The sequence below is a fragment of the Rheinheimera aquimaris genome, assembly GCF_020531985.1.
Classification (GTDB): domain Bacteria; phylum Pseudomonadota; class Gammaproteobacteria; order Enterobacterales; family Alteromonadaceae; genus Alishewanella; species Alishewanella aquimaris.
The window spans coordinates 260,567-283,532 of the sequence record NZ_JAJAVQ010000004.1; the positions used below are offsets into that span (position 1 = coordinate 260,567).

Here is a 22,966-nt window from a genome sequence, read left to right on the forward strand (position 1 = left end):
ATCGTCTGTTTAACAGTGTAAAACAAAAAGGCGACTCTGATGCAGTCGCCTTTAGTCTTAAGCTTGATTCATTGCTGGGTTATAAGGTCCAGCGCAGGCCAATCATCGCAACATAGGGGTCGATATCAACATCAACACTCTGGATAGTGTTGCCGTTAACCTGCACCCTGCCCGTTGTATCGATGTCCATTTTACTGATCATCAGGTGTAAGCCCAGGGTGTCGTTGAACTTGATGTTTACACCTGCCTGTAACGCCAGACCGAAAGAGTCTTTAAGTTTTAAACCAACAACATCGTTCGTGCCTGTTACTCCGAGGCTATCAAGCGCGCCTTCGAGTTGACCATCAATTTGCTCATCAAAGAATACCGTGTAGTTTAGGCCTACACCAATAAATGGATCGAACGTTTGGTGTTGTGGCATAAAGTGATACTGAGCCAGCAAAGTAGGTGGCAGATGTTTGGTGCTACCCACTTTCAACCCATCAATAGCTGAACCTTTTACATTAATATCATGGCTGAATGGCGTAGCCGCAATCAGTTGTACTGACCAGTTAGGGGTGAACTTATAATCAAGCGTCAGGCCAAGCTGAGTATTGCTGTTTACCCCAACAGTGGTGGAGCCTGCGGGCAAACCTGCTACCTGCTCGACAACATTTAAATTGCTGCTGCTGTCATCAGGTGCAACCGTAATAGCACCGACGTTTATGCCAAATTCGGCTGAGGCGGGGGCTGCGGCGAGTAAAGTGGCCAGAGTGAGCGCGGATAAAACAGTTTTCATAATAATCTCCACAGATAAGGTCTGAGGTGATTTTCCGCTTTTGAGGCTTAAGAATATTGGCCTGGATCAATAAAAAAACGGGGCTGTGATAACTTCAGCCCCGTAATTTGTTTTATATCAACAAAATGACGTTTATTCGATATGCCGGGCCGGCCGTTCACGCTGCTGTACCATGCTCTCTTTTGTCGACGCCCGGTACTCACGCGCTGGCTGACGCTGCTGCATCTGCTGCGGCTGGCGCTGTTGCACTGTTGGTTGCTGATACTGCCTTGGTTGTTGCTGCACCTGGCGTTGCGATTCCACCTTGTGTTGCGACCGTTCAGACCGTTGCTGAGACTGGCGCTGGCGCAACTGTTCAGTGCTGACAACCTGATTTGAGCGTTCGCGCTGCTGGTTGTACTGACGCTGTTCTTTCAGTTGCTGCTGAACCTGCTGTGGCTGTCGATCATTACGCTGAATATCAGTAGTACGCAGCCGCTGCTCACGTTGCTGGCGCAAAGCCTCGTTGTGCTGACGCGGATTTCTGTCGTCGCTTTGCCACTGGCGGTTTGTTAAGCGTATTTGCTCTGCTGTTTTGCGTTGATACTGGTTATGCTGTTCACGCTGATCAGACGTCACTCTACGCTGATGTACAACCTTGCCCTGGCTTTCACGTGTTGGCTGGCGGTAGCCGTAACCTGCATTGTATTCGCGGTTTAAGCGCTCACGGCGGTAATGCACACCGCGGCGGTGCTCTGTATTGTGCTGCCAGCGGCGGGCATCAACATAATGTTTATGCCGTTTAGGATAATAGCGTGGCGGGGTGTGATAATAGTGGTGATGCACTACGACATGACGGTGGCGCCAGTCAAAGATACCGAAGTAAAACCAAGGCCTTACATTGACGCTGACGCCCCAGTAAAACGGGCTGTTACGGTAGTACACACCTGCGGTATGCCAATACACCGGCGGGTATGACGGCCACCACCAGTCGCCGTATACCACGCGGGTATCATACACTGGCACATATACTACTTCTTTCCGGGCCGGCTCAATGACGATCACGTCGCGCTCGCGCTCAACCACCACATGCTGATTATCGTTCAGTGAACCATTGGCATAGGCTTTCTCTCGTAACGTTTGTATACTTGCAAGTACCTGGGTTTCATCGGCCAAAAAAGCTTCGCCCAGCTGTTCTGTCCAGTCTAAATCAGTACTTAAACGCTCAATTAATTGCGGAAAAGCGACCAGTGCTTTGACGCTGGGATCCCAGCTTTTACTTTCGACGGCGCGCACAGCCTCTTCACCTGTTATGCCGGGGTTCGCTTTTACCCAGCGCGATGCCTGAACTATCTCAAGCGGATAGGTGGCGGCAATCAGCACATGCGTCAGCACCGTATCCGGATAAAGGGCAACAGGCGCCAGCATTTGGTCTAACTCAGCCTGAGACAGCGCATCGTCTTCTGCCAGCACGGTTGTCGCTGTGCCGAGTAAAAGTACGGCGGCACTTAGCAACCGGCCAACTTGCAGCATCAGATATTTCATCTTGCTATCCTCCGTTTCACCACCAGATATTACTGCTCTGGCGGCTTTTTATACAGTGTATAGCTTATAGGGGGGCGGGGCTGAATTGAAACTGAACTTTACTGAACCTTTACATAGCAAAAACCGGCAGCAAAAGCTGCCAGTTTTTATGGCTTAGCTAAGGTGTTGGATACTATGGTTAATCAATATAGCGTGCTCTTTTGTTGGCTTTTAGCATCGTCATATCTACCAGCACCAGACCATCTACACAGTCTGCAAAGTCAGGGTCGGTACCAAAGGCCAGAAATTTCACACCGCCAGGCTCACACAGTTCACTGTACTGTTTATACAGAGTCGGTACGCTGACACCCATGTTCGCCAGCAAATGTTTTAACTGTGTAAAGTCGCTAAGGTAGTCGTTGCCGGTGAAATGCTGTTGCAGCTCCACCAAAATAGCCTGCGGTAGCTGATAAGGTTGTTTAGATACGGCAGTACAACTACCATCACTGAAGTACAGGCTGTAAAAGTACACCATCAGATCCCGGGCGGCCTGTGGGTAACTGTGAGATAAACTGACACCACCAAACAGGTAGCGAATATCCGGGTTACGTTTTAAGTAAGCGCCAATGCCATACCACAGGTATTCCAGACTGCGTTTACCCCAATAGCGTGGTTGCACAAAGCTACGCCCTAATTCCAGGCCAGCATCAAGATAGCTTTGCATGCTGTTGTCAAATTGAAACAACGAGGCGGTATAAAGCCCGGCCGCACCATGCTCGGCCAGAATTTTGCGGGTATTGGCGAATCGGTAGGCGCCGACAATTTCCAAATCGTCTTTATCCCACAGAATCAGTTGCTCGTAATGGCTGTCAAAGCGGTCAATGTCACGGCGCAAGCCACTGCCTTCGCCAACGGCACGAAACGCAAATTCACGTAACCGGCCAATTTCGCGCAACACCGGCGAACTTTGCTGATGCTGGTACAGGTAAATTTGCTTACCGTCTGCGGTTTCGCCTAACAGCTCGCAGGCTTCTACCGATTTTTTCAGAACTATGCGATCTTCCGGGTGGGCAATGGCGCTTTGAGTACTGAACAGCGGCGCTTTATCTTTAGCCAGCCGGTACAAATGCTTTTTAAACAGTTTAACCTTGGCTTGCGTTTCCAGAGCCAGATTAGCGAAAGCTTCATGCGGAATTTGTTCACCAATACGCATTTCCAGCTTTTTGCGTTGCTGTTTAAACATTTCCTGCACCAGCAGCATGGTTGCCAACGGTTTGTACAGCATAGAGGCGCCATAAAATAGCGCAGAGTTACGGCCATCGATGTAAATTGGCAGAATAGGGGCTTTAGCATTATTGGCAAAGCGTAAAAAGCCGCTGTGCCATTTGCCGTCGCGGATCCCCTCAGGGCGCAGTCTTGATACCTCGCCGGACGGGAACAGGATCAGCGCCCCCTCATTTGCCAAATGTTGCTGAATATTGTCCAGTGCCCGCCGCTCAGTGCCACCACTCATATTGTTGACTGGCAGTAACAGGTTGTGCAGAGGTTTTAGTGCCATCAGCAACTGATTAGCGACCACTTTCACGTCGGAGCGGATATCGCTGACCAGTTTTAGCAGCGCCAGGCCGTCAAGGGAACCTATAGGGTGATTGGCGATGATTACTATGCGCCCCGTAGTCGGGATGCGTTCAATTTCGTTATCACGTACCGAATAGCGAAAATTAAAGTAGTCCAGCACCTGTTCGACAAACTCAAGCCCTTGCAGATGCGGATAGCGCTGCGCAAATTCGATAAAATCCTGCTCATGCAGCAGGCGGCGTAGTGCCCCTTTAACCGGCTTGTATAGCCAGGGCTTGGCGGTAAGTCCCGGTAGATTTTGTGAAAGAACCTGTTCAACACTGATCATAATTAGCTCCGCTGGCACTGCAATAGGCTGCGCTCAGGCTAATTGGGTTGTATGACAGTCAGGTGTCGGTTTTATGGCAGTTTGCTGAAATTTCAGGCAACCTTTTTATCGCTGGCGGCCAAAGGCAGAGCTGCAATTTTTGCTGCCTGCTCTGTGCAGTGATACAGCGCCAGGCTGCCATCATGCTGTTCAATCAACGCGGTGCAGCTGTCTATCCAGTCGCCGTCATTACAGTAAATAATGCCTTGCTCCAGGCGGATTTCCGGGTGATGAATGTGGCCACAGACTACACCGTCAAAACCAGCGCGTTTAGCTTTGGCTACCGCGGCCTCACGGTAGCGTGCTATCGCTTTTTGCGCGCCGGGCACGCGGCTTTTAATGTAAGCGGCGAGGCTGAAATAACCGCCACCGGTAAAGCGACGCAGGCGGTTGTACCAGCGATTTAAAAACAGCAATAAATCGTAAAGATTATCGCCGAGCCAGGCATGCAGGCGGCCAAAATTCACTTCTTTGTCAAATTCGTCACCGTGCAGCAGTAATAACTTTTTGCCCTGAGCTGTGGTGTGGCTTTCCCGCAGCGCAATACGGATATTGCCAAAGCTTTTGCCGGCATAAAGCCGCATGGCTTCATCATGATTACCGGGAATATACACCACTTCGACACCTTGCTCAGCTTTATCCAGCAAGCAGCGCACAACTTTATTCTGACTGAGTTTCCAGTGCACCTGTTTACGCATGGCCCACAGGTCAACAATGTCGCCCAGCAGATAAATCTTGCCAGCCTGGCTTTGCTCAAGAAAACTCAGCAAATAGTCGGCCTGACAATCTTTGCAGCCCAGGTGAACGTCAGATAAAAAGATGGTGCGGCAGTTCAGCATCAGTCGGTACCATGTTATCTTTAGACGCCAGCCAGCATCGGTAGTTGCTGTGTCATTGGTGTGACGATTTTTTGAAGCTTTGGTGACCTATGAGCCTTGCCCTGATAATCCCCGATCGTAAACTTGACGACTTACAGCAGCGCCTGACGCAGGCATTGCCTGATACCCGCATTGAAATCTGGCCGGATATTAGCTCAGCTGATGAGGTTGAGTTTGCTGTGGTGTGGAAACAGCCTTCCGGTAGTTTGGCACAGCTGCCGAACCTGAAAGCTATTCAGTGCTTTGGTGCAGGGGTTGATGCAATACTGGCAGATCCAACGCTGCCTGCATTGCCGATAGCCCGGATAGTCGACAACAGCCTGACCGACACTATGGTGCGCTATCTGGACAGTGTGCTAAACCATTACCGGTTAAGGCTGGATCAGTTCAGTAGCCAGCAACGGCAACAGCTCTGGAAACCCAAGAGTCCGCGGCAACTAAGCAGTATTTGCATTCTGGGACTCGGTGAGTTGGGTGGCGCTGCTGCCCAGCACTTTTCGGCTGCCGGCTATCATGTCAGCGGCTGGACCAGAACGGCAAAACAACTGGCTGGCGTAACGTGTTATAGCGGACAGGCAGAACTGGCCCAGGCAGTCGCTGATGCCGATGTTGTGATCTGTTTGCTGCCGCTAACTGCAGAAACAGACGACCTGCTAGATAAGATGTTTTTCGAACAGGTAAAAACAGGTACCATTTTTATCAATGTTGCCCGTGGTGCTATTGTCGACGATGCAGCGCTTTTAGCGGCGCTTGATAGTGGGCAAGTACAGGCGGCATGTCTTGACGTTTTTCGCCAGGAACCGTTACCGGCCGGGCATCCGTTTTGGTTACATCCCGCTATTCTAATCACTCCACATGTTTCTGCCGTGACTAATGTCAGTACTGTAGTGCAACAGATTGCAGAAAACTACCGTCGTAGCCAGCGCGGCGAAGCACTTTTAAATCCGGTTGACCTAAGCAGGGGATATTGAATGGCAGATCAGCATCTGACAGAAGTGACAACCTGGTTCTTACAATATGAAGGTGATGTACCCACGCAGATAGATTGGCCAGAGCGGGTGCAGTTAATAGAAGCTGAAATTGCCAGCCCGGAACTGAACCAGTTTATGTTCAGAGCGGTAGGCGGACGCTGGCGCTGGTTCAGCCGTTTAAGCTGGAACTATCAGCAGTGGCTGGACTATCTGACACAAAAACAGGTGAGGACATGGTTACTGTGGGTAAAGGGGACACCTGCAGGGTATATCGAACTGCTGAAACATGACGATGACAGCGTCGAAATTAAATTTTTTGGTTTACTGCCGCAATTTATTGGTCAGAGGTTGGGGCTGCCTTTAGCCCGTGCGGCAATTATGTTAGCAGCCAATTGGCAAGGCCGGAGAATCTGGCTGCATACCTGCTCGGAAGATCATCCGTCGGCCCTGAAAAATTACCAGCAGGCAGGCTTTGTTCTGACACATACTGAAGTGGCAAATGAAGCTGTACCACAGCTGAATGACACTCGTTTGCTGGCGCAGAATTTCGTCTATTCAGCGCTGTCGTATCACCTTGAAAATACTGGTTAAATTCACAGTTATTGTAACTTTGTTACAACTTAACTACACTCAGTGACGGTTTAAGGAAACTTAAGCCAAGCTGCTAATTAAAATAACAAAATGTGTCACTGAGGTTAGTTATGAGTAAAGCGTCCAGTCGTGGTTTTGGCTTTACCGCAATCGCCATTGTTGTTTGTTTAATGGCGTTATCGGCATTTTTGACCAAAGCCGAAGCTGTCTGCCTGCTATGCGGATAGCGGAAACTGAATATAGTCAAACGGAATGACTGAGACTCAGGGGGGCTTTGCTCCCCTGATGCTTATCTGTGTTTAAGCTTTTCTATGCCGCTCGCGGTTTTCCCGCTTTTGCTCCGCATTCTTCTGCAGCAATACATAGGTTGCAGAATAGCCGCCGTGTTGCTTTTGCGCAGTATTACATGCCAGTACGGTTGCCATCTGTGGCAGCCATTTAAATACATAGCTGCGTAATATGGCTGGATGCGGTTTACTGTTTCGGCCCATACCGTGCTGAATCAGTAAGGTACGAATACCACGCTTGTGACAATCTTCGATAAAGAAGAACAGCTCGCGCCGGGCATCTGTCAGGCTCTTGCCCAGCAGGTTTAATGTGGCATCTAACTGGTACTTACCAAGACGCAGGTTACGATACACGCCATCCTGTACACCGTCTTTTTTATAGGTAAAGGGTTCATCCGGTTTTACCAGATCAACATATTCCATGCTGAGATAGTTTGGATCATATTCCATTTCCTGCTCAGCGGCTTTGCGCCGGGCTTGCTGCGCTAATGTCGGACTAAATTCGCTGTGCTCTGGCAGTACCTCATCCTGAGACAAAGGTTTAACGCCAGACATTTCCTGCAGAAATAAATCTAGGTCATCGTCTTGCATACTGCACTCTCTTGTCTTACCGGGTCGCAATTATAACCCGCCTGTTGATCTGACAAAAGTAGCAGCGACTGCCTTACTCGGCTTGGGTGGTCAGGGCGGTGGTAGGCGCAACAGTGTGGTCTGCTGATTTTTGTGCTTTCCGGGCTTGAGCAAAACGAACTAAGTAGTAAGCATTGATTAATAATACTAATAAATTAGATATCACACCCTGAGGGATTGCAATATGGCTGTAATAAACAAATAGCAGGCTGCAGCCAACCAGAGTTGCCAGGCGTAACCAAAATACGTCCTTGATAAAAAATGCACCGATACAGATTGTTAAGCCTATCCAGCTGATGATATCGAACACAATATGTTCCATTTTACATTCCTGACTATTGATGTTGGGTAGGCTAAACATTTTGCCAGCATTATTTTTGCGCATTATGCGGTGCCTTTGAGAGCCGCTCAACTGAGTAATTTTGCTTCTCTGGGATTAGTTTAATTAATGAATTTTTCAAGGCAAATTACAGGTGTAAAAACGTGTTCTATACTTAATGGCAGCTGAACAGGGAAGGAAGATGTTATGTGGCCAGAAAAAGTATACGAAGTTTTACCTTATGCTTATGTCACCGCCGGAATTGGCGTGATGGTAAGTGTTGAATCTGTGCTGGCGTTTGCTGCCGGAGCTCTGATGGCAGGGGCTGGAGCAGTGGTTTGGGTGTTGCGCTCAGACAATAGGCGCTCAGATATTAAAAACGCCAGAGAAAAATATGGTGGTGTTCTGCCGTTCTGGTTATATGAACTGTTGCCTTTTAGCTACTTTATGCTGGCGGTAATGTTGTTCACTGGCAGTGATAATGTGTACTTTTATCCATTTGCCATGATTTTACTGGTGATTGGTGTGCAGCTATGGCTGCTGCGTAGCAGTTATCGTAAACATCAGCGGCCTGTACCTGTTAAGGTAAAGCCGCTGCGTTCAAGAGCCTGAGTTATTTTCTTAAATCGTATCGGCTGTTTGCAACAGCCGATACGGTGTGTAGCCATACCTGCAGATTTTGCTGCAGTGCTGCCGGATCAATTTTATCCAATGTATCGTTGGGGGTGTGGTGGTAGTCAAAATAGTCTGTACCATCTTGTTGCAGGCTGACAACCGGTACACCCTGAGCTTTGAGCACTGAGACGTCCGGGCCACCAGAGGCAGTATTGTTACCGGCTTCTACACCATAGCTTGCCAGCTTCTGTTGCAGAGCTTTGGCAAATGCCAGCGATTTTTCACCGAAACCGGTATCAAGACGCCAGATCCGGCCAGCACCAAAATCTGACTCGGAGGCAAAAACATGCTTGTTCAGGTTATTGGCGTGTTTAGCGGCATAAGCCCGGGCACCGACCAGGCCGCCTTCTTCGTTGCCAAACAGCACAACTCTTATTGTACGCTGTGGCCGGCCTTGTTGCTTTAGTAGCGCTGCGGTTGCTATAACAAGACCAACGCCAGCACCGTCATCCAAAGCACCTGTGCCTTCATCCCATGAATCCAGATGAGCGCCGATCAGCACGATTTCATCCGGGTATTTGCTGCCGGTAATTTCTGCAATCACGTTATGACTGGTGACTTCTCCTGGCAATTTATTCTGCATTTGTAACTGCAGTGTCAGCTCTGGTTGGCGCTCAAGCATTCTGGCCAGTTGCATTGCATCCGGTACCGACACAGCTGCTGCCGGGATCCTTGCTACATCATCGCTGTAGCGCATAATGCCGGTGTGGGCAAAGCGGTTGATGCTGGTGCCGACAGAGCGGATAATGATGGCTTTAGCGCCCAGCTTTGCAGCTTCGACGGCACCTTGCGCCCGCGCACCGACAACAGAGCCGTAAAAGCTGCCAAGTTTATCCTTTTCCATACTCTTATTGATAAAGACAATTTTATCTTTTACCAGAGTCTGGTCTGCTGCTTTTAACTGCTCCAGACTGTCAAACATGGCAACCTGAGCACTGATACCGTCAAAAGGGGTGGCGACAGAACCGCCTAAAGCTGTTACCACCAGATTCTGCCGGAATGGCTCGCTGACGGTCAGGCTGGCCTGACCGCGCTCCCAGTACTGCATCGTAAACGGCTCTGTCCAGACTTTATCGAAACCAAGTTGTTTAAAGGTGCGCTCTGCCCATGCAACAGCTCTGGCATCAGCTTCGCTGCCAGCCAACCGCTGGCCGACTTCGACGGTCAGTGACTCTGTCAGCTGATAGGCCAGGGTATCATTAAATGTCAGGTTATTCGCAGCAGTGCTAAAGCTTAGCGCTGCTGCGGTTAGTGTCAGCCATAATTTCATCTTTTCATTTTATCCCGCTGTTGATACAGTACCTCTGACTGTACCACTTTTTATGCAGGCTCCACAGCGCCAGCAGATAGAAAAGATAAATAGTCAGACGGAGCGAATTCAGGCAGTTAAGGACGCGATTATGCCAACAGCACCTTTTAGTGCATTAGTTGTTGACGATGTTGCCGCGGTGCGCAGCTATATCAGTCAGATATTGCAACAGATGGGAATTACATCAGTATACGAAGCCGCCGACGGACGCAGTGCGCTGCAATTGTTCGACGACCATCAGCCCCAATTGGTGTTTTTGGATATCCATTTACCAGATGTAAACGGTCATCAGCTACTTAAAGAAATTAAACTGCAGCAACAGCATACTGTTGTTTTCATGGTATCGGCGTTTTCCAGTGTAGAGAATCTGAAGCAGGCTGTGGAAAATGGCGCCCGTGCTTTTGTGATCAAGCCTTTTACCGCTAATCGTATCAATAGTCTGGTCAGACCCTTGTTGCATTAAGCCGCTTTTATCCCTGTTATCGCAAAAATCGTTATTCTTTGTTAAATAACAATCATTTTATTGTCGCTTTATACCTGAGTCGGTAATATTGAACCAATCAGTCAGATAGAGTTAGGTGTAATGAATTTACAGGATATGCTGCAAAATTCCGCCAAGGCAGTGAAATTGTTAAAAGCGGTATCCAATGAGCGACGTTTACTGATCCTCTGCCATTTGTTAGATGGGGAATTATCCGTTGGTGAGATGAATGAAAAGCTGGAGCTAAGTCAGTCTGCGTTGTCGCAGCATCTGGCATTATTACGTCAGCATAAACTGGTAAAAACCCGTAAAGCCGCGCAAACGGTGTATTACAGCCTTAACAGTAAAGAAGCTGAAGCGCTGATTGCATTGCTGCATAAACTGTATTGCTCGGATGATAAGTAAATAACAGCAACAAAAAAGCCGGCATTAGCCGGCTTTTTTGTTGGAACTGTGTCTTAAGCAGCGCTTAATGCTTTAACATGAGCATTTAAACGAGCTTTATGACGTGCTGCTTTGTTCTTGTGGATCAGACCTTTAGCGGCCATACGATCCAGAACAGGCACCATTTTCTTGAATGCTTCAGTAGAAGCAGTTACGTCAGCAGTTAATACCGCTGCGTAGGTTTTCTTAATGAAAGTACGCATCATAGAACGTTGTGAAGCATTTTGCTGACGACGTTTTTCTGATTGAATTGCGCGCTTCTTAGCAGACTTAATGTTAGCCAAGGTAACACTCCTAAAAAACTAAACCGGACCCATCAAAGGCCGCATAATATGCCTATTTAATGGCCCGTTGTCAAATGCTTTCACCGGAAAGTCGCAGATTTTAATCTGTCGCGCTACTGGTAATCTGTTGTGCTAACGGGGCAAAATAGCCGCTGGCTTACAGAAGGAAGTTGTCGTGTCGGCAAAGTTATTGAAATCGGGTCTTATTGTCAGCTTTATGACGTTAATTTCACGCGTGCTGGGTTTGGTGCGCGACGTAGTGGTGGCTAACTTTATTGGAGCCGGTGCCGCAGCTGACGTGTTCTTTTTTGCTAATCGTATTCCAAATTTTCTGCGGCGTTTATTTGCTGAAGGTGCATTTTCTCAGGCATTCGTGCCCGTGTTGGCAGAGGTAAAAGCAAAGCATGGTGATGACGCTGTACGTTTGCTGCTTGCCAGAGTGACCGGCAGTTTAGGCGTGGTGGTTACGCTGGTAACGCTGTTTGGTGTTATTGCCTCGCCTTTGGTTGCGATGCTGTTTGGTATGGGCTGGTTTGTCGAGTGGCTATACGACGGCCCGGATGCGCATAAGTTTGAACTCGCCAGTGTGATGTTAAAAATTACCTTTCCTTATTTATGGTTTATCAGTCTGGTCGCGTTTTCAGGGGCAATACTGAACACCTACAACCGTTTTGCTGTAGCCGCATTTACGCCGGTTTTTTTGAACATCACGATGATTTTATGCGCGGTGTATATGGCGCCTACGCTTGAAGAACCCGCTCTGGCTTTAGCCTGGGGCGTGTTCATTGGTGGCGTGGTACAACTGCTGTTTCAGTTACCGTTTCTGGCCAAAGCTGGTTTGCTGGTCTGGCCGAAGTGGGGCTGGCGCGACGATAACGTGGTAAAGATCAGAAAGTTAATGCTACCGGCATTGTTTGGTGTGTCGGTTAGCCAGATTAATTTGCTGCTTGATACAGTCATTGCTTCTTTTCTACTGACCGGTGCTGTCAGCTGGTTGTATTACTCTGACCGGTTAATTGAGTTTCCGCTCGGCTTGTTTGGCATTGCCATTGCGACCGTTATTTTGCCTAATTTGTCACGGCATCATGCCAGTGAAAATACCGCCCGTTTTAGCCAGACACTGGATTGGTCGTTACGCTTTGTGGCGTTGTTCGGTATTCCCGCTATGGCTGGGCTGATGGTGTTGTCCCAGCCGATAGTCGCACTGTTGTTTATGCGGGGAGAGTTCAGTCAGCACGATGTGCTGATGGTGTCCTATAGCTTAATTGCTTACAGCACAGGCCTGCTCAGTTATATGCTGATTAAGGTACTGGCACCGGGTTACTATGCCCGGCAGGATATTAAAACACCGGTACGCATCGGGATCATTGCAATGATCGCGAATATGGCCTTTAACCTGATGTTGGCACCTTTTTTAAGCTACGTTGGCCTGGCACTGGCAACTGCGATGTCGGCCAGTTTAAATGCTTTTTTACTGTACCGAGGTTTAAAAACCACCGGTGTGTACCAACTAACACAGACAACACTTTGGTTTCTGGCCAAACTGATTGCTGCCAGTGGCGTGATGGCGGCGTTGCTGTACTGGCAAACACCCACGCTTAACAGTTGGGTGCAGCTGAGTTTTAGCCACCAGGTATGGCGGCTTAGCCTGCTGTGCGTGTCCGCTATCGTCGGATATTTTACGCTGTTATGGCTGCTGGGCGTCAGGTTGGCGCATTTTAAAGCCAATTCTGTTGCTGAAAGCAATTAATTAAGTGGTTATAATGCGCGGTTTGTAACCAGAGGGCAAAACAGCAGGCATGGAGTTAATACGCGGCTTACATAATATTCAGCCCCGTCATCGCGGTTGTGTGCTGACTATCGGCAATTTTGATGGTGTGCATCTTGGGCACCAGGCTGTGTTGGCCAGGGTTGTTGCTATTGCCAGACAAATGCAGCTGCCCTCCTGTGTTATGTTGTTTGAACCACAGCCGCTGGAGCTGTTTGCCGGTAATTCGGCGCCGGCACGTTTAAGCCGGTTTCGTGAGAAATATGTGGCTCTGGCTGGGCTTGGTATAGACCGGTTGCTATGTGTGCACTTTACACCTGATTTTGCTGCCAAGGCTCCCGAGCAGTTTATTCAGCAGTTGCTGCTAAAACAGTTGGGTGTAGAGCAGCTGATCGTCGGTGATGATTTTCGCTTTGGTAAAAACCGCAGCGGCAGTTTTGAACTGCTGGCACTAGCAGCTGAGCAGCATCAGTTTGGGCTTTGTAGCACATCCAGTTTATTACTGGGGCAGCAGCGGATTAGCAGCACCTTGATCCGTCAGGCCTTGGCCGATGACAATTTAACGCTGGCAGCAGAGATGCTTGGGCGACCTTTTGCTCTGACTGGCAGAGTACGCCACGGCAGAAAGTTAGGCCGGGATCTTGGGTTCCCGACCGCGAATGTGTTTTTATACCGGCGCAAGCTGCCGGTTGCAGGCGTTTATGCCATTACCGCGAACACTGTATTTGGCAGCTTTATGGGTGTAGCTAATATTGGCAACAGACCAACGGTGCAAGGGCAACGCCAACAACTGGAAGCACATTTGTTTGATTTTAAAGGTGATTTATACGGCAGTCAGATTGAGGTGTTATTGCAGCATAAGCTGCGCAGCGAGCAGCGCTTCGCCAGTCTGGCCGAGTTACAACAACAAATTGCAGCGGATGTGACAGCTGCAAAAACATTTTTTCAGCAGGGGGGCAGCAGCCACCCATGCCACTATTGATAAGACGGAACATAACGGATGAGCGACTACAAGCATACCCTGAATTTGCCGGAGACGGCCTTTGCGATGCGCGCCAATCTGGCGCAGCGCGAGCCGCAAATGCTGGCCAAATGGACAGAAGCAGATCTGTACGGCAAGATCCGTGCAGCAAAAAAAGGTAAAAAAACCTTTATTCTGCATGACGGCCCTCCTTACGCGAACGGCAACATTCATATCGGGCATGCAGTTAACAAAATTCTGAAAGATATTATCGTTAAAGCTAAAACGCTGGACGATTTTGATGCGCCTTATGTACCTGGCTGGGACTGCCATGGCTTGCCGATTGAACTTGTGGTTGAGAAAAAATACGGTAAACCGGGCACCAAGCTGACTGCTGCAGAATTCAGACAAAAGTGCCGCGAATATGCGGCAACACAAATTGATGCACAGCGCACTGATTTTGTCCGTTTAGGTGTGCTGGGTGACTGGCAAAACCCGTACCGCACTATGGATTATGCCTTTGAAGCCAATATTATCCGCTCACTGAGTAAAATCATCGGTAATGGCCATTTACAGCAGGGCTTTAAGCCGGTGCACTGGTGTACCGATTGTGGCTCGGCGCTGGCTGAAGCAGAAGTGGAATATCAGGACAAGGTGTCACCTGCCATTGATGTGCGTTTTGAGCTGGTGGATGAGTCGGCTGTCGACCGTTTTGATCACCCCGAAGGTAAGCGTGGTAGTGGAAAAGTATCAGTGGTGATTTGGACGACAACACCCTGGACCATCCCGGCTAACCGCGCAGTGGCATTAAATGCCAAGCTTGATTACAGCCTGGTACAGGTAGAGCAGGGGCCGTCAGGCGCTGAGCGGCTGATAGTGGCGACTGATCTGGTAAAAGATGTGATGGCACGTGCCGGCATTGAACATTACCATGCCCTTGGCTTTGCCAAAGGCGCAGCACTTGAACTGGTGCAGGTAAAACACCCGCTGTATGACTTTAATGTGCCGCTGATTATGGGGGAGCACGTCACCACTGAATCTGGTACCGGTTGTGTGCATACCGCGCCTGGCCACGGCCAGGAAGACTTTGTTGTAGGCAAACTATACAACCTTGAAGTGGCAAACCCGGTAGGCGCCAATGGTGTTTACTTACCTGATACGCCTTTGTTTGCCGGGCAGCATGTATTTAAAGCCAATGACAGCGTGGTAGAAGCGTTGCAAAACGCTGGTGCTTTGTTAGTACACAAAGCTTACAAGCACAGTTATCCGCACTGCTGGCGGCATAAAACGCCGATTATTTTCCGCGCCACACCGCAGTGGTTTATCAGTATGGAACAACAGGGCCTGCGCGGCACTTCTTTGCAGCAGATTGACCAGACACGCTGGATCCCGGATTGGGGTCAGCAACGGATTGAAAAAATGGTCGCCGGCCGGCCGGACTGGTGTATTTCACGTCAGCGTACCTGGGGTGTACCGATAGCACTGTTTGTCGACAAAGACACCAGTGCATTGCACCCTGATACGGCTGAGCTGATGGAAAAAGTGGCGCAGCTGGTTGAAAAAGAGGGTATTCAGGCCTGGTTTGACTTAGATGCCGCAACCCTGCTGGGTGATGATGCTAAGCAGTACGTTAAGGTCAGTGATACGCTGGATGTCTGGTTTGATTCAGGCGTAACTCATGCCTGTGTTGTCGATGTGCGGCCAGAGTTTGGCGGCGCAGATCAGGCCGACTTATACCTTGAAGGCTCAGATCAGCATCGGGGCTGGTTTATGTCGTCTTTGATGACAGGTGTCAGTATTAAACATAAAGCGCCGTACAAGCAGGTGCTGACCCACGGTTTTACCGTTGATGGTGATGGCCGCAAGATGTCCAAATCGCTTGGCAACGTGGTATCACCACAGGATGTGATGAACAAGCTGGGTGCCGATATTCTGCGTTTGTGGGTAGCGACAACCGACTACACATCAGAAATGACAGTGTCGGATGAAATCTTAAACCGTGCCGCCGACAAGTATCGCCGCATCCGCAACACCGCCCGCTTCCTGCTGGCAAACCTGAACGGCTTTAACCCGGCAACCGATGCGGTGCCGTTTGAGCAGATGGTTGAGCTGGATTTATGGGTGGTGAACCGCGCTGCCAAACTGCAGCAGGAAATTGTCGAAGCGTACGATAATTACCAGTTCCATCAGGTGAGCCAGAAGTTGATGAACTTCTGTACCGTTGAGCTTGGCAGTTTCTACCTGGATGTGGTTAAAGATCGCCAGTACACCGCTAACACTAACAGTATTGCCCGTCGCTCATGCCAGACGGCGTTATACCATATTGCAGAAGCGATGGTGCGCTGGATAGCGCCTATCATGAGCTTTACCGCACAGGAAATCTGGCAGGAATTACCGGGCACGCGTGATGACTTTGTCTTTACCGGCGTTTGGTATGCTGGTTTTAGCGGTTTAACCGGCGGTAAGTTTGACGACAACTTCTGGCAGCAGTTATTACAGGTACGGGATGAAGTAAATAAAGTACTGGAAGCGTCGCGGCGCGAAGACAAAATCGGCGCCTCTTTGCAGGCTGAGGTGACATTATACGCTTCTGCTGCACTGGCCAGTGATCTAGCCAAACTGGGTGATGAACTGCGTTTCGTATTGATCACGTCAACGGCTCAGGTCAGCACTGATACTGCACCAGCTGATGCCGTAGCAACAGAGCTACCGGGCTTGCAGGTTCAGGTTCAGGCATCAACAGCGGCTAAATGCAGCCGCTGCTGGCATCACCGGCATGATGTCGGCGCCAATGCTGCCCATGCTGATTTGTGTTTACGTTGCGTAACCAACGTTGATGGCGAAGGCGAGCAGCGGGTATTTGCATAATGACGTTGTTTAAAGAAAGTGGCTGGCGCCTGTGGTGGCTGATTGCTTTGGTGTTAATGGTTGATCAGTTGACCAAGCAGGCGGTGATTGCCAATATGCAGCTGTTCGATTCTATCGAGCTGCTGCCGGTGTTTAACCTGACTTATGTACGCAACTATGGTGCGGCGTTCTCTTTTTTAAGTGACGCCGGTGGCTGGCAGCGTTGGTTTTTTACTTTAATAGCTGTGGCAATAAGTGTGGTGCTGGCGGTGTGGTTGGCGCGTAACAGCAAAGCACAGCTGAAGTTGAATATGGCATTGGCATTGGTACTGGCCGGCGCAGTTGGCAATCTTATCGATCGCAGCATCTATGGTTACGTGATCGATTTTCTGCATGTCTATTATCAGAATTGGCATTATCCGGCGTTTAACATCGCTGATTCGGCCATCTGTATTGGCGCCGCGCTGTTAATTTGGGACAGTTTTAGTAACAACGAGGTGAAAAAGTGACCGAAGCAGTAATTGGCGCCAATAGCAGCGTGATTTTTCACTTTGATATAAAGTTGTCTGACGGCAGTGCCGCTGAAAGCACGCGCGTGCATAACAAGCCTGCTAAGTTGCAAATGGGTGATGGCAGTATTTCTGCGGCATTTGAGGCGCAGTTAACCGGGCTTAAAGCCGGCGATAAGAAAACCTTTACCCTTGCGCCGGAGGATGCCTATGGCATGCCAAACCCGGACAATATTTATTATGTTGACCGCAGCAAGTTTTCTGCCGATGCGCCGGCGAAAGCCGGTATGATCATCGGCTTTACCATGCCTGATGGTTCAGAAATGCCGGGTTTGGTGCGTGAAGTGGTGGGCGAGTCGGTAACGATAGATTTTAATCACCCGCTGGCCGGGCAAACACTGACATTCAGTGTTGAAATTGTACAGGTAAGCTGACTTATGGACATTTTACTGGCGAATCCGCGTGGCTTTTGTGCCGGTGTCGACCGGGCAATCAGCATTGTTGAACGGGCACTGGAGCTGTACGAGCCGCCTATTTATGTGCGGCATGAAGTAGTACACAATAAGTTTGTCGTAGACGGCCTGCGCCGGCGCGGCGCGGTGTTTGTTGACGAGCTAAACGAAGTACCCGATGGCAATATTGTGATTTTCAGTGCCCACGGTGTATCGCAGGCGGTGCGTGAAAATGCCCGCCAGCGCGGTTTAAAGGTATTTGACGCCACCTGCCCATTGGTAACCAAAGTGCATATGGAAGTTACCCGTGCCAGTCGTAAAGGCATAGAGTGTATTCTGATAGGTCACGCCGGTCACCCAGAGGTGGAAGGCACGATGGGCCAGTATGATAATCCAGAAGGTGGCATTTATCTGGTTGAATCGGCGGAAGATGTTGCAACGCTCAGTGTTAAAAATCCGGCTCAGTTGTGTTTTAGCAGCCAGACGACATTATCGGTTGATGACACCGCCGATGTTATAGATGCGCTGCGCTCGCGGTTTCCAGACATTGAAGGGCCGCGCAAAGACGACATTTGTTACGCGACGCAAAATCGTCAGGATGCCGTGCGTGATTTAGCCGCTAAAGCTGATTTGCTTCTGGTGGTGGGAGCGAAGAACAGCAGTAATTCAAACCGTTTACGTGAACTGGCTGATAAAATGGGCTGCACCGCTTATCTTATCGACACTGCTGCTGATATTCAGCAAGCTTGGTTAGAAGGTGTGCGGGCTGTTGGTGTAACCGCCGGCGCTTCAGCACCTGAAGTGCTGGTGCAACAGGTGGTTAAGCAATTACAGCAATGGGGTGGTAAGACGGTAAGTGAAAACCCCGGCCGTGAAGAAAATGTGGTGTTTGCTATACCGGCAGAGTTACGCTGATGCCACCATCTGGTAAGTCTGCTGCGTCGTGTGGCTAGCAGGCTTAACATCGTCAGTTAACTCAGTGTAGTATGGTGAATAACTGATATTCGCCGGATAACCCGATGTCTCTGCAATGGGCTTTGCCAGCTTTAACGCTTCCTTATTTATGTCATGGCCGTTTTTTGTTGCGCTGCGCTGTTCTGGCGCAGGCCGTAGCAGTGGTTCTGGCATTCGCGCCCGGAATACATACAGATTTATGGCAGCGCCTTGGCTTAATCAGTTTATTTGTACATTGGGTAGCATTGCTTAGCACCTTGCTGCTGTGTTTGCTGCGCCACCGGCTGAACCGTTTATCGCCAGCCAGAATACTGCTTAGCTGCACCGGTATTTTCTTGTCATTGACTGTCATTGTCAGTTGCCTGGCCTTTACGGCTTTTGCCGGCAAGTCTGCTCAGTTTAGTCAGTCTTTGCCAACTTTTGTCTTAGGCAATGCTATGGTAGCGCTTATTGTTGCGATAATTGCTATGCAGTTTTTTATTATGCACAGCGAGCGTAGTTTGCAACTGCAGGCGCAGAGTAATGCCGAGTTCAACGCCTTGCAGGCGCGTATTCAACCACATTTTTTGTTTAACAGCCTGAACACTGCAGCTGAACTCATTCATGTTGACCCGAAAGCCGCAGAGCAAGCTTTATTGGATTTATCAGCATTGTTCCGCGCCGCTTTGCATGCCGGCGAAGTGGTGCTATTGGCCGATGAACTGACGCTGGCTAAACAGTATTTGTCTCTGGAGCAATGGCGGTTGGGAGAGCGCATGCAGGTACAGTGGTTGCAGCCGGAGAATATCGCTGATATTAAAGTTCCTGCGTTGACAATACAGCCCTTGCTTGAGAATGCTGTTCGTCACGGTATTGAAAGCTGCACGCAAAATGCCATTCTTAAAATCGATGTTGTGCAAACCAACCAGTCGGTCAGTATTATTGTTACTAACCCCTTTACTGTGCAAAACCGGGTACGCAAAAGTAATGGTATTGCACTTAACAATATTCGTCAGCGGTTACAGCTACATTATGGTGCGGCGGCACAACTAACACAAAGTGCTGTAGAAGGTGTGTTTCGTGTAAAACTGGTGCTGCCAGTGTCAGGACAGGTAAGTTAATGCGTATTTTAATTGTTGATGATGAGCCTTTAGCAAGATCCCGCCTTAAACGACTGCTTGGACAGTTTTCTGAGCATCAGTGTGTAGCGGAGGCTGAAAACGCATCAGAGGCTATAGAGCAGATATACAAGCTTCAGCCGGACCTGGTTTTGCTGGATATCGCCATGCCGGGCCAGGATGGCATCAGCCTTGGCTGTCAGATCAGGCAGTTACCGGTGCCGCCGGCAGTGGTTTTTGTTACCGCGCATCCACAACACGCGCTGGATGCTTATCAGGCCAGTCCTGCTGATTACTTATTAAAGCCGGTATCAGCCGATGGCCTGGCGTTGGCATTGAAAAAGGTTGGCGCCCTGACGCGGGCTCATCTTGATAAAACCGGCAACAACGAGGTGCTAATCAGTTATCAGCTTGGTAACCAGCAGCGCCAGACAAAGCTCAGTGACGTGTATTACTTTTGCGCAGACCAAAAGTATACCCGCATGGTTTTTGCCAAAGGCTCGGCCTTGCTGGATTTTAGCTTAACGCAGCTTGAGCAGCATTACCCCCAGATGTTGCTGAGAATACACCGGAATTGCCTGATTAACCGTGATCGGTTCCGGTCATTATTAACGCTGCCGGGTGGCAGTCACTATATCGTCCTGGATGGCATCGACGAAAAGCTCGAAGTCAGCCGTCGTGCGTTACCTGCAGTAAAACAGCAACTCGCGCTGGATTAACCGCTTATCGGCAGAAACTGCCTTTCATCCTGAAGTCATTCGTATTGTTTGTCAGCGCCTGATAGGTTTAAATTCCAGATATCTCTATCAGGCATTAAATTCAGGAATGTATATGAGCAGTTGTCCGAAACCAGCTAATAACTCTGCGGGTTTTACGTTAGTAGAGTTAATGGTCACTGTAGTGGTGTTATCTATCGTAATGCTGGTCGCGGTACCGTCGTTTAATTCTTTAGTACAGGGAAATCGTTTGACCGGGCAGGTAAATCAGTTCGTTGCTGCTTTGAATTTGGCGAAGGCGGAAGCTGTAAAGCGAAACCAAGCAGTGTTGTTTTGTCATTCGGCTGATGAGCTGAGTTGCTCGGAGCCACCCTCTGGCGGCTGGCAGGGGTGGATAGTCGGCGTGGCTCAGGCCAGACCAAACCCGGGTATTCAAGCTGGGAGTGTCATTGCTTCTGGGATGTTGTTGTCTGAACGTATCCAAATTATATCTGGTAACCAGATTACTCAATCTGATGGTGAAGTTCGTTTTCTTCCTCAGGGGTTAGTCCGTAATTCTGATGGAGCTCCTTTAAATTCTGCTCTTCGGGTATGTTTGAATATTAGCGATGAGATAGCAATCCGGGACATAGGCATAAGCTCTGGTGGGCAGGTTGATGTTACAAATAACACAAGTACAAGCTGTACATTACCGCCGGAGGTTCAGTAATGAAGAATATATCAATGAAAGGACAAAAAGGCGTGACCTTGCTGGAAGTATTGATCTCAGTGCTGGTGCTGGCGATTGGTATTCTTGGGGTAGCAGGTTTACAGTCTGTTAGTTTGCGAAGTACACATACTGCACATGAGAGAGCAATGGCGGTGGTACTGACAGAAACACTATTTGAAGTTATGAGAGTTGAAGCAAATGCTGCAAGGGCCGGTGCATTCAATATGTCGTGTGAGAGCCCGGTCGAGGGTACAGAGCAGTGGTTTACCGATGTCAGAAACGCGACTGATGGTGAAACATGTGCGGAAGTAGCATGGAACAATGGTATTTATCGGGTCACGATTGACTGGTCAGATAAACGTATGAATTCAAACTCTGTTGTCGTAATGGAGATGCGGCCGTGAGAATGATTATACGAGTTAAAGGTTTTTCTCTGGTTGAATTAATGATTGCCATGGTGCTGGGGCTGGTTCTGCTGGGGGGAGTGATTGGTGTATTTTTATCAAATCAAAATACAGCACGTGCAACAACAGATCTGTCAAACCTGCAAAACAGTGTTCGTTTAACATTTCAATTACTGTCACAAGACATTCGCAGTGCAGGTTTTGCTGGTTGTAATAATTCTCCTCGCGTCGTCAGCATTATTGAAGTGGGCGGTGCTACGCCGCAGTGGGCAAACTGGGTTGGTGGAATACAAGGTCTTGCTGCTGATGCACAAGGCAATGAATCCATAAGATTAATGTACGGTAGTGGCGTTAGTAACTCAGTTGTTACACATGCTCCACCGGTATTTACGTTAAGTGCCGCACCGAATCTCGCTGCAGGCGATATCGCTATGATATGCGACGATACACTCAGTTCTATATTTCAAGTGTCTGCTGTGGGCGCTACTACTCTCAGTCATGCAGCATCCGGTGCTGGGACACTAAACTGTACTGCCGATCTTGGTATCGATTTCCCTTTTGTGTGCGCTAATCCTCGTGGACGTTTTTTTGCCGCAGACTCAATGATCATGCGATTTGAGTCAGTTCGTTGGTTTGTTGCGCCAAGCTTAAGAAATAACGCTGTTAATGCATTATTTCGCGAATCTTTGGTTGCAGGGCAGGTTGTTGCGGAGGAAGTGCTTGCGGGGGTCGCCTCACTAAATTTTGCTTATCAGCTAGGTGGGCAAGCTTTTGGCCCGGTGCCATTTGATCCTGCGTTAGATATGGGCAATGTGGTTGCGGTTAATGTCACCGTGGTGCTTGACCAAGCTGCATTCACCAGCATTGAGCTAAGCGACGAGCAAAGAACGATAGAGTTCTTAGCCGCTGCTAGAAATAGGTTGTGAGGAAAAATGAGAAGTCTAAGATCTCAACATGGTGTAGCTCTTATCGTCAGTTTGTTGTTGCTACTGGCAATTACGATACTGACGATCTCTAGTATGCAACGCTCCACTACGCAGGAGCGTATGACTTCAAATCTGTATGAGAGGCAACTGGCAGTACAACAAATTGAGTCAGCGCTTCGAGCCGGAGAGCAACTGTTAACGGGGTTGATGCCAAACCCAGCTGCATCAGCTGGTGTGCTGCCGGGTTTTTATGGCTTGCCGGTAGTTGGTGAAGTCGACCGTTGGACAAATGCGGCAACGGTTTGGGTTGATGCTCCGGTAATTAATCAGAATATGGCGCCGCAAGCACAATACATTGTGGAATATATGGGAGATTGGCCATCACCGGCTAAACCTGACTGTGCCAGGGCAACCACTATCGAAACAGATTGTTTGTCACCCACTTTTCGTATTACCGCCCGTTCAGTACCTGCTAACGACAGGGCTCTGGTAGTAATGCAATCTATTTGGCGTTTGTAAGCGCGGGAG

Annotated in this window: 25 protein-coding genes; 17 read left to right on the forward strand and 8 right to left on the reverse strand. The window is 49.2% G+C overall.

What is annotated here, in order from left to right; translation table 11 throughout:
• Positions 1-79 precede the first annotated feature (79 nt).
• From LHL18_RS13735 to LHL18_RS13750, 4 genes are all read right to left on the reverse strand, one after another.
• Entirely contained in the window at positions 80-778 is a 699-nt protein-coding gene (locus LHL18_RS13735) for an OmpW/AlkL family protein (RefSeq protein ID WP_226767486.1), read from the reverse strand.
• A 132-nt stretch (positions 779-910) separates the two neighbouring features.
• Positions 911-2,302, reverse strand: coding sequence for a DUF3300 domain-containing protein (locus LHL18_RS13740; RefSeq protein WP_134057523.1), 1,392 nt, complete (start codon positions 2,300-2,302; stop codon positions 911-913).
• 178 nt (positions 2,303-2,480) lie between these two features.
• Complete coding sequence (locus tag LHL18_RS13745; RefSeq protein ID WP_226767487.1) at positions 2,481-4,187, reverse strand: GNAT family N-acyltransferase; 1,707 nt, start codon at positions 4,185-4,187, stop codon at positions 2,481-2,483.
• Between the two features lie 92 nt (positions 4,188-4,279).
• Positions 4,280-5,065 (reverse strand): UDP-2,3-diacylglucosamine diphosphatase, encoded by a 786-nt coding sequence (locus LHL18_RS13750; RefSeq protein WP_226767488.1) that lies wholly within the window; start codon positions 5,063-5,065, stop codon positions 4,280-4,282.
• 89 nt (positions 5,066-5,154) lie between these two features.
• On the opposite strand from LHL18_RS13750, the gene LHL18_RS13755 reads away from it, so the two are divergent.
• Both LHL18_RS13755 and LHL18_RS13760 read left to right on the forward strand, forming a co-directional pair.
• The gene (locus LHL18_RS13755) at positions 5,155-6,075 is read left to right on the forward strand and encodes a 2-hydroxyacid dehydrogenase (RefSeq protein ID WP_226767489.1); all 921 of its coding nucleotides are present in this window, start codon (positions 5,155-5,157) and stop codon (positions 6,073-6,075) included.
• A complete protein-coding gene (locus tag LHL18_RS13760) occupies positions 6,076-6,666 on the forward strand; it encodes a GNAT family N-acetyltransferase (RefSeq protein WP_226767490.1) in 591 nt (196 codons plus the stop codon).
• Between the two features lie 299 nt (positions 6,667-6,965).
• Here the strand turns inward: LHL18_RS13760 and smrA are convergent, their stop codons facing one another.
• Together smrA and LHL18_RS13770 are read right to left on the reverse strand one after the other, a co-directional pair.
• Positions 6,966-7,544, reverse strand: a complete 579-nt coding sequence (gene smrA / locus LHL18_RS13765; protein WP_134057513.1) for a DNA endonuclease SmrA — start codon at positions 7,542-7,544, stop codon at positions 6,966-6,968.
• Between the two features lie 73 nt (positions 7,545-7,617).
• Positions 7,618-7,905 carry a hypothetical protein gene (locus LHL18_RS13770; RefSeq protein ID WP_226767491.1) on the reverse strand — a complete coding sequence of 96 codons (288 nt, stop codon included), beginning with the start codon at positions 7,903-7,905 and terminating at the stop codon, positions 7,618-7,620.
• Between the two features lie 204 nt (positions 7,906-8,109).
• On the opposite strand from LHL18_RS13770, the gene LHL18_RS13775 reads away from it, so the two are divergent.
• The gene (locus LHL18_RS13775) at positions 8,110-8,514 is read left to right on the forward strand and encodes a hypothetical protein (protein ID WP_134057511.1); all 405 of its coding nucleotides are present in this window, start codon (positions 8,110-8,112) and stop codon (positions 8,512-8,514) included.
• Between the two features lies 1 nt (position 8,515).
• Here the strand turns inward: LHL18_RS13775 and LHL18_RS13780 are convergent, their stop codons facing one another.
• Entirely contained in the window at positions 8,516-9,847 is a 1,332-nt protein-coding gene (locus LHL18_RS13780) for a M20/M25/M40 family metallo-hydrolase (RefSeq protein WP_226767492.1), read from the reverse strand.
• Between the two features lie 130 nt (positions 9,848-9,977).
• On the opposite strand from LHL18_RS13780, the gene LHL18_RS13785 reads away from it, so the two are divergent.
• The gene (locus LHL18_RS13785) at positions 9,978-10,349 is read left to right on the forward strand and encodes a response regulator transcription factor (RefSeq protein ID WP_206109662.1); all 372 of its coding nucleotides are present in this window, start codon (positions 9,978-9,980) and stop codon (positions 10,347-10,349) included.
• 120 nt (positions 10,350-10,469) lie between these two features.
• Complete coding sequence (locus LHL18_RS13790) at positions 10,470-10,772, forward strand: ArsR/SmtB family transcription factor (RefSeq protein ID WP_134057507.1); 303 nt, start codon at positions 10,470-10,472, stop codon at positions 10,770-10,772.
• A gap of 53 nt (positions 10,773-10,825) precedes the next feature.
• Here LHL18_RS13790 and rpsT read toward each other — a convergent pair whose 3' ends face one another.
• Positions 10,826-11,095, reverse strand: coding sequence for a 30S ribosomal protein S20 (gene rpsT / locus LHL18_RS13795; protein WP_040551604.1), 270 nt, complete (start codon positions 11,093-11,095; stop codon positions 10,826-10,828).
• Between the two features lie 175 nt (positions 11,096-11,270).
• On the opposite strand from rpsT, the gene murJ reads away from it, so the two are divergent.
• The 12 genes from murJ (at position 11,271) to LHL18_RS13855 (ending at position 22,957) form a co-directional block, all read left to right on the forward strand.
• Positions 11,271-12,845 carry a murein biosynthesis integral membrane protein MurJ gene (gene murJ / locus LHL18_RS13800; RefSeq protein ID WP_226767493.1) on the forward strand — a complete coding sequence of 525 codons (1,575 nt, stop codon included), beginning with the start codon at positions 11,271-11,273 and terminating at the stop codon, positions 12,843-12,845.
• Between the two features lie 49 nt (positions 12,846-12,894).
• Entirely contained in the window at positions 12,895-13,845 is a 951-nt protein-coding gene (ribF, locus tag LHL18_RS13805) for a bifunctional riboflavin kinase/FAD synthetase (protein ID WP_226767494.1), read from the forward strand.
• 18 nt (positions 13,846-13,863) lie between these two features.
• Positions 13,864-16,692 carry an isoleucine--tRNA ligase gene (gene ileS / locus LHL18_RS13810; protein ID WP_226767495.1) on the forward strand — a complete coding sequence of 943 codons (2,829 nt, stop codon included), beginning with the start codon at positions 13,864-13,866 and terminating at the stop codon, positions 16,690-16,692.
• Positions 16,692-17,180 (forward strand): signal peptidase II, encoded by a 489-nt coding sequence (lspA, locus tag LHL18_RS13815; RefSeq protein WP_226767496.1) that lies wholly within the window; start codon positions 16,692-16,694, stop codon positions 17,178-17,180. The genes ileS and lspA overlap by 1 nt, the downstream gene beginning before the upstream one ends.
• Complete coding sequence (fkpB, locus tag LHL18_RS13820; RefSeq protein ID WP_226767497.1) at positions 17,177-17,614, forward strand: FKBP-type peptidyl-prolyl cis-trans isomerase; 438 nt, start codon at positions 17,177-17,179, stop codon at positions 17,612-17,614. Before lspA ends, fkpB begins: the two co-directional genes overlap by 4 nt.
• A gap of 3 nt (positions 17,615-17,617) precedes the next feature.
• A complete protein-coding gene (gene ispH / locus LHL18_RS13825; RefSeq protein WP_134057495.1) occupies positions 17,618-18,547 on the forward strand; it encodes a 4-hydroxy-3-methylbut-2-enyl diphosphate reductase in 930 nt (309 codons plus the stop codon).
• 104 nt (positions 18,548-18,651) lie between these two features.
• Complete coding sequence (locus LHL18_RS13830; protein WP_226767498.1) at positions 18,652-19,686, forward strand: sensor histidine kinase; 1,035 nt, start codon at positions 18,652-18,654, stop codon at positions 19,684-19,686.
• The gene (locus LHL18_RS13835; RefSeq protein WP_226767499.1) at positions 19,686-20,402 is read left to right on the forward strand and encodes a LytR/AlgR family response regulator transcription factor; all 717 of its coding nucleotides are present in this window, start codon (positions 19,686-19,688) and stop codon (positions 20,400-20,402) included. The genes LHL18_RS13830 and LHL18_RS13835 overlap by 1 nt, the downstream gene beginning before the upstream one ends.
• 112 nt (positions 20,403-20,514) lie before the next feature.
• Positions 20,515-21,108 (forward strand): GspH/FimT family pseudopilin, encoded by a 594-nt coding sequence (locus LHL18_RS13840; RefSeq protein WP_226767500.1) that lies wholly within the window; start codon positions 20,515-20,517, stop codon positions 21,106-21,108.
• The gene (pilV, locus tag LHL18_RS13845) at positions 21,108-21,512 is read left to right on the forward strand and encodes a type IV pilus modification protein PilV (RefSeq protein ID WP_226767501.1); all 405 of its coding nucleotides are present in this window, start codon (positions 21,108-21,110) and stop codon (positions 21,510-21,512) included. The genes LHL18_RS13840 and pilV overlap by 1 nt, the downstream gene beginning before the upstream one ends.
• Before the next feature lie 2 nt (positions 21,513-21,514).
• Positions 21,515-22,438: a PilW family protein gene (locus LHL18_RS13850; RefSeq protein ID WP_226767766.1), complete on the forward strand. Its 924-nt coding sequence runs from the start codon at positions 21,515-21,517 to the stop codon at positions 22,436-22,438.
• A 6-nt stretch (positions 22,439-22,444) separates the two neighbouring features.
• On the forward strand, positions 22,445-22,957 hold the full coding sequence (locus tag LHL18_RS13855; protein ID WP_134057482.1) for a pilus assembly PilX family protein: 513 nt from the start codon (positions 22,445-22,447) through the stop codon (positions 22,955-22,957).
• The last annotated feature ends 9 nt before the right edge of the window (positions 22,958-22,966 follow it).

What these genes read in the sequence shown, in the direction of transcription:
- LHL18_RS13735 (WP_226767486.1), bottom strand. Translation starts at nt 778, where the DNA reads ATGAAAACTGTTTTATCCGCGCTCACTCTGGCCACTTTACTCGCCGCA.
- LHL18_RS13740 (WP_134057523.1), bottom strand. Translation starts at nt 2,302, where the DNA reads ATGAAATATCTGATGCTGCAAGTTGGCCGGTTGCTAAGTGCCGCCGTA.
- LHL18_RS13745 (WP_226767487.1), bottom strand. Translation starts at nt 4,187, where the DNA reads ATGATCAGTGTTGAACAGGTTCTTTCACAAAATCTACCGGGACTTACC.
- LHL18_RS13750 (WP_226767488.1), bottom strand. Translation starts at nt 5,065, where the DNA reads ATGCTGAACTGCCGCACCATCTTTTTATCTGACGTTCACCTGGGCTGC.
- LHL18_RS13755 (WP_226767489.1), top strand. Translation starts at nt 5,155, where the DNA reads ATGAGCCTTGCCCTGATAATCCCCGATCGTAAACTTGACGACTTACAG.
- LHL18_RS13760 (WP_226767490.1), top strand. Translation starts at nt 6,076, where the DNA reads ATGGCAGATCAGCATCTGACAGAAGTGACAACCTGGTTCTTACAATAT.
- smrA (WP_134057513.1), bottom strand. Translation starts at nt 7,544, where the DNA reads ATGCAAGACGATGACCTAGATTTATTTCTGCAGGAAATGTCTGGCGTT.
- LHL18_RS13770 (WP_226767491.1), bottom strand. Translation starts at nt 7,905, where the DNA reads ATGGAACATATTGTGTTCGATATCATCAGCTGGATAGGCTTAACAATC.
- LHL18_RS13775 (WP_134057511.1), top strand. Translation starts at nt 8,110, where the DNA reads ATGTGGCCAGAAAAAGTATACGAAGTTTTACCTTATGCTTATGTCACC.
- LHL18_RS13780 (WP_226767492.1), bottom strand. Translation starts at nt 9,847, where the DNA reads ATGAAATTATGGCTGACACTAACCGCAGCAGCGCTAAGCTTTAGCACT.
- LHL18_RS13785 (WP_206109662.1), top strand. Translation starts at nt 9,978, where the DNA reads ATGCCAACAGCACCTTTTAGTGCATTAGTTGTTGACGATGTTGCCGCG.
- LHL18_RS13790 (WP_134057507.1), top strand. Translation starts at nt 10,470, where the DNA reads ATGAATTTACAGGATATGCTGCAAAATTCCGCCAAGGCAGTGAAATTG.
- ribF (WP_226767494.1), top strand. Translation starts at nt 12,895, where the DNA reads ATGGAGTTAATACGCGGCTTACATAATATTCAGCCCCGTCATCGCGGT.
- ileS (WP_226767495.1), top strand. Translation starts at nt 13,864, where the DNA reads ATGAGCGACTACAAGCATACCCTGAATTTGCCGGAGACGGCCTTTGCG.
- lspA (WP_226767496.1), top strand. Translation starts at nt 16,692, where the DNA reads ATGACGTTGTTTAAAGAAAGTGGCTGGCGCCTGTGGTGGCTGATTGCT.
- ispH (WP_134057495.1), top strand. Translation starts at nt 17,618, where the DNA reads ATGGACATTTTACTGGCGAATCCGCGTGGCTTTTGTGCCGGTGTCGAC.
- LHL18_RS13830 (WP_226767498.1), top strand. Translation starts at nt 18,652, where the DNA reads ATGTCTCTGCAATGGGCTTTGCCAGCTTTAACGCTTCCTTATTTATGT.
- LHL18_RS13835 (WP_226767499.1), top strand. Translation starts at nt 19,686, where the DNA reads ATGCGTATTTTAATTGTTGATGATGAGCCTTTAGCAAGATCCCGCCTT.
- LHL18_RS13840 (WP_226767500.1), top strand. Translation starts at nt 20,515, where the DNA reads ATGAGCAGTTGTCCGAAACCAGCTAATAACTCTGCGGGTTTTACGTTA.
- pilV (WP_226767501.1), top strand. Translation starts at nt 21,108, where the DNA reads ATGAAGAATATATCAATGAAAGGACAAAAAGGCGTGACCTTGCTGGAA.
- LHL18_RS13850 (WP_226767766.1), top strand. Translation starts at nt 21,515, where the DNA reads ATGATTATACGAGTTAAAGGTTTTTCTCTGGTTGAATTAATGATTGCC.
- LHL18_RS13855 (WP_134057482.1), top strand. Translation starts at nt 22,445, where the DNA reads ATGAGAAGTCTAAGATCTCAACATGGTGTAGCTCTTATCGTCAGTTTG.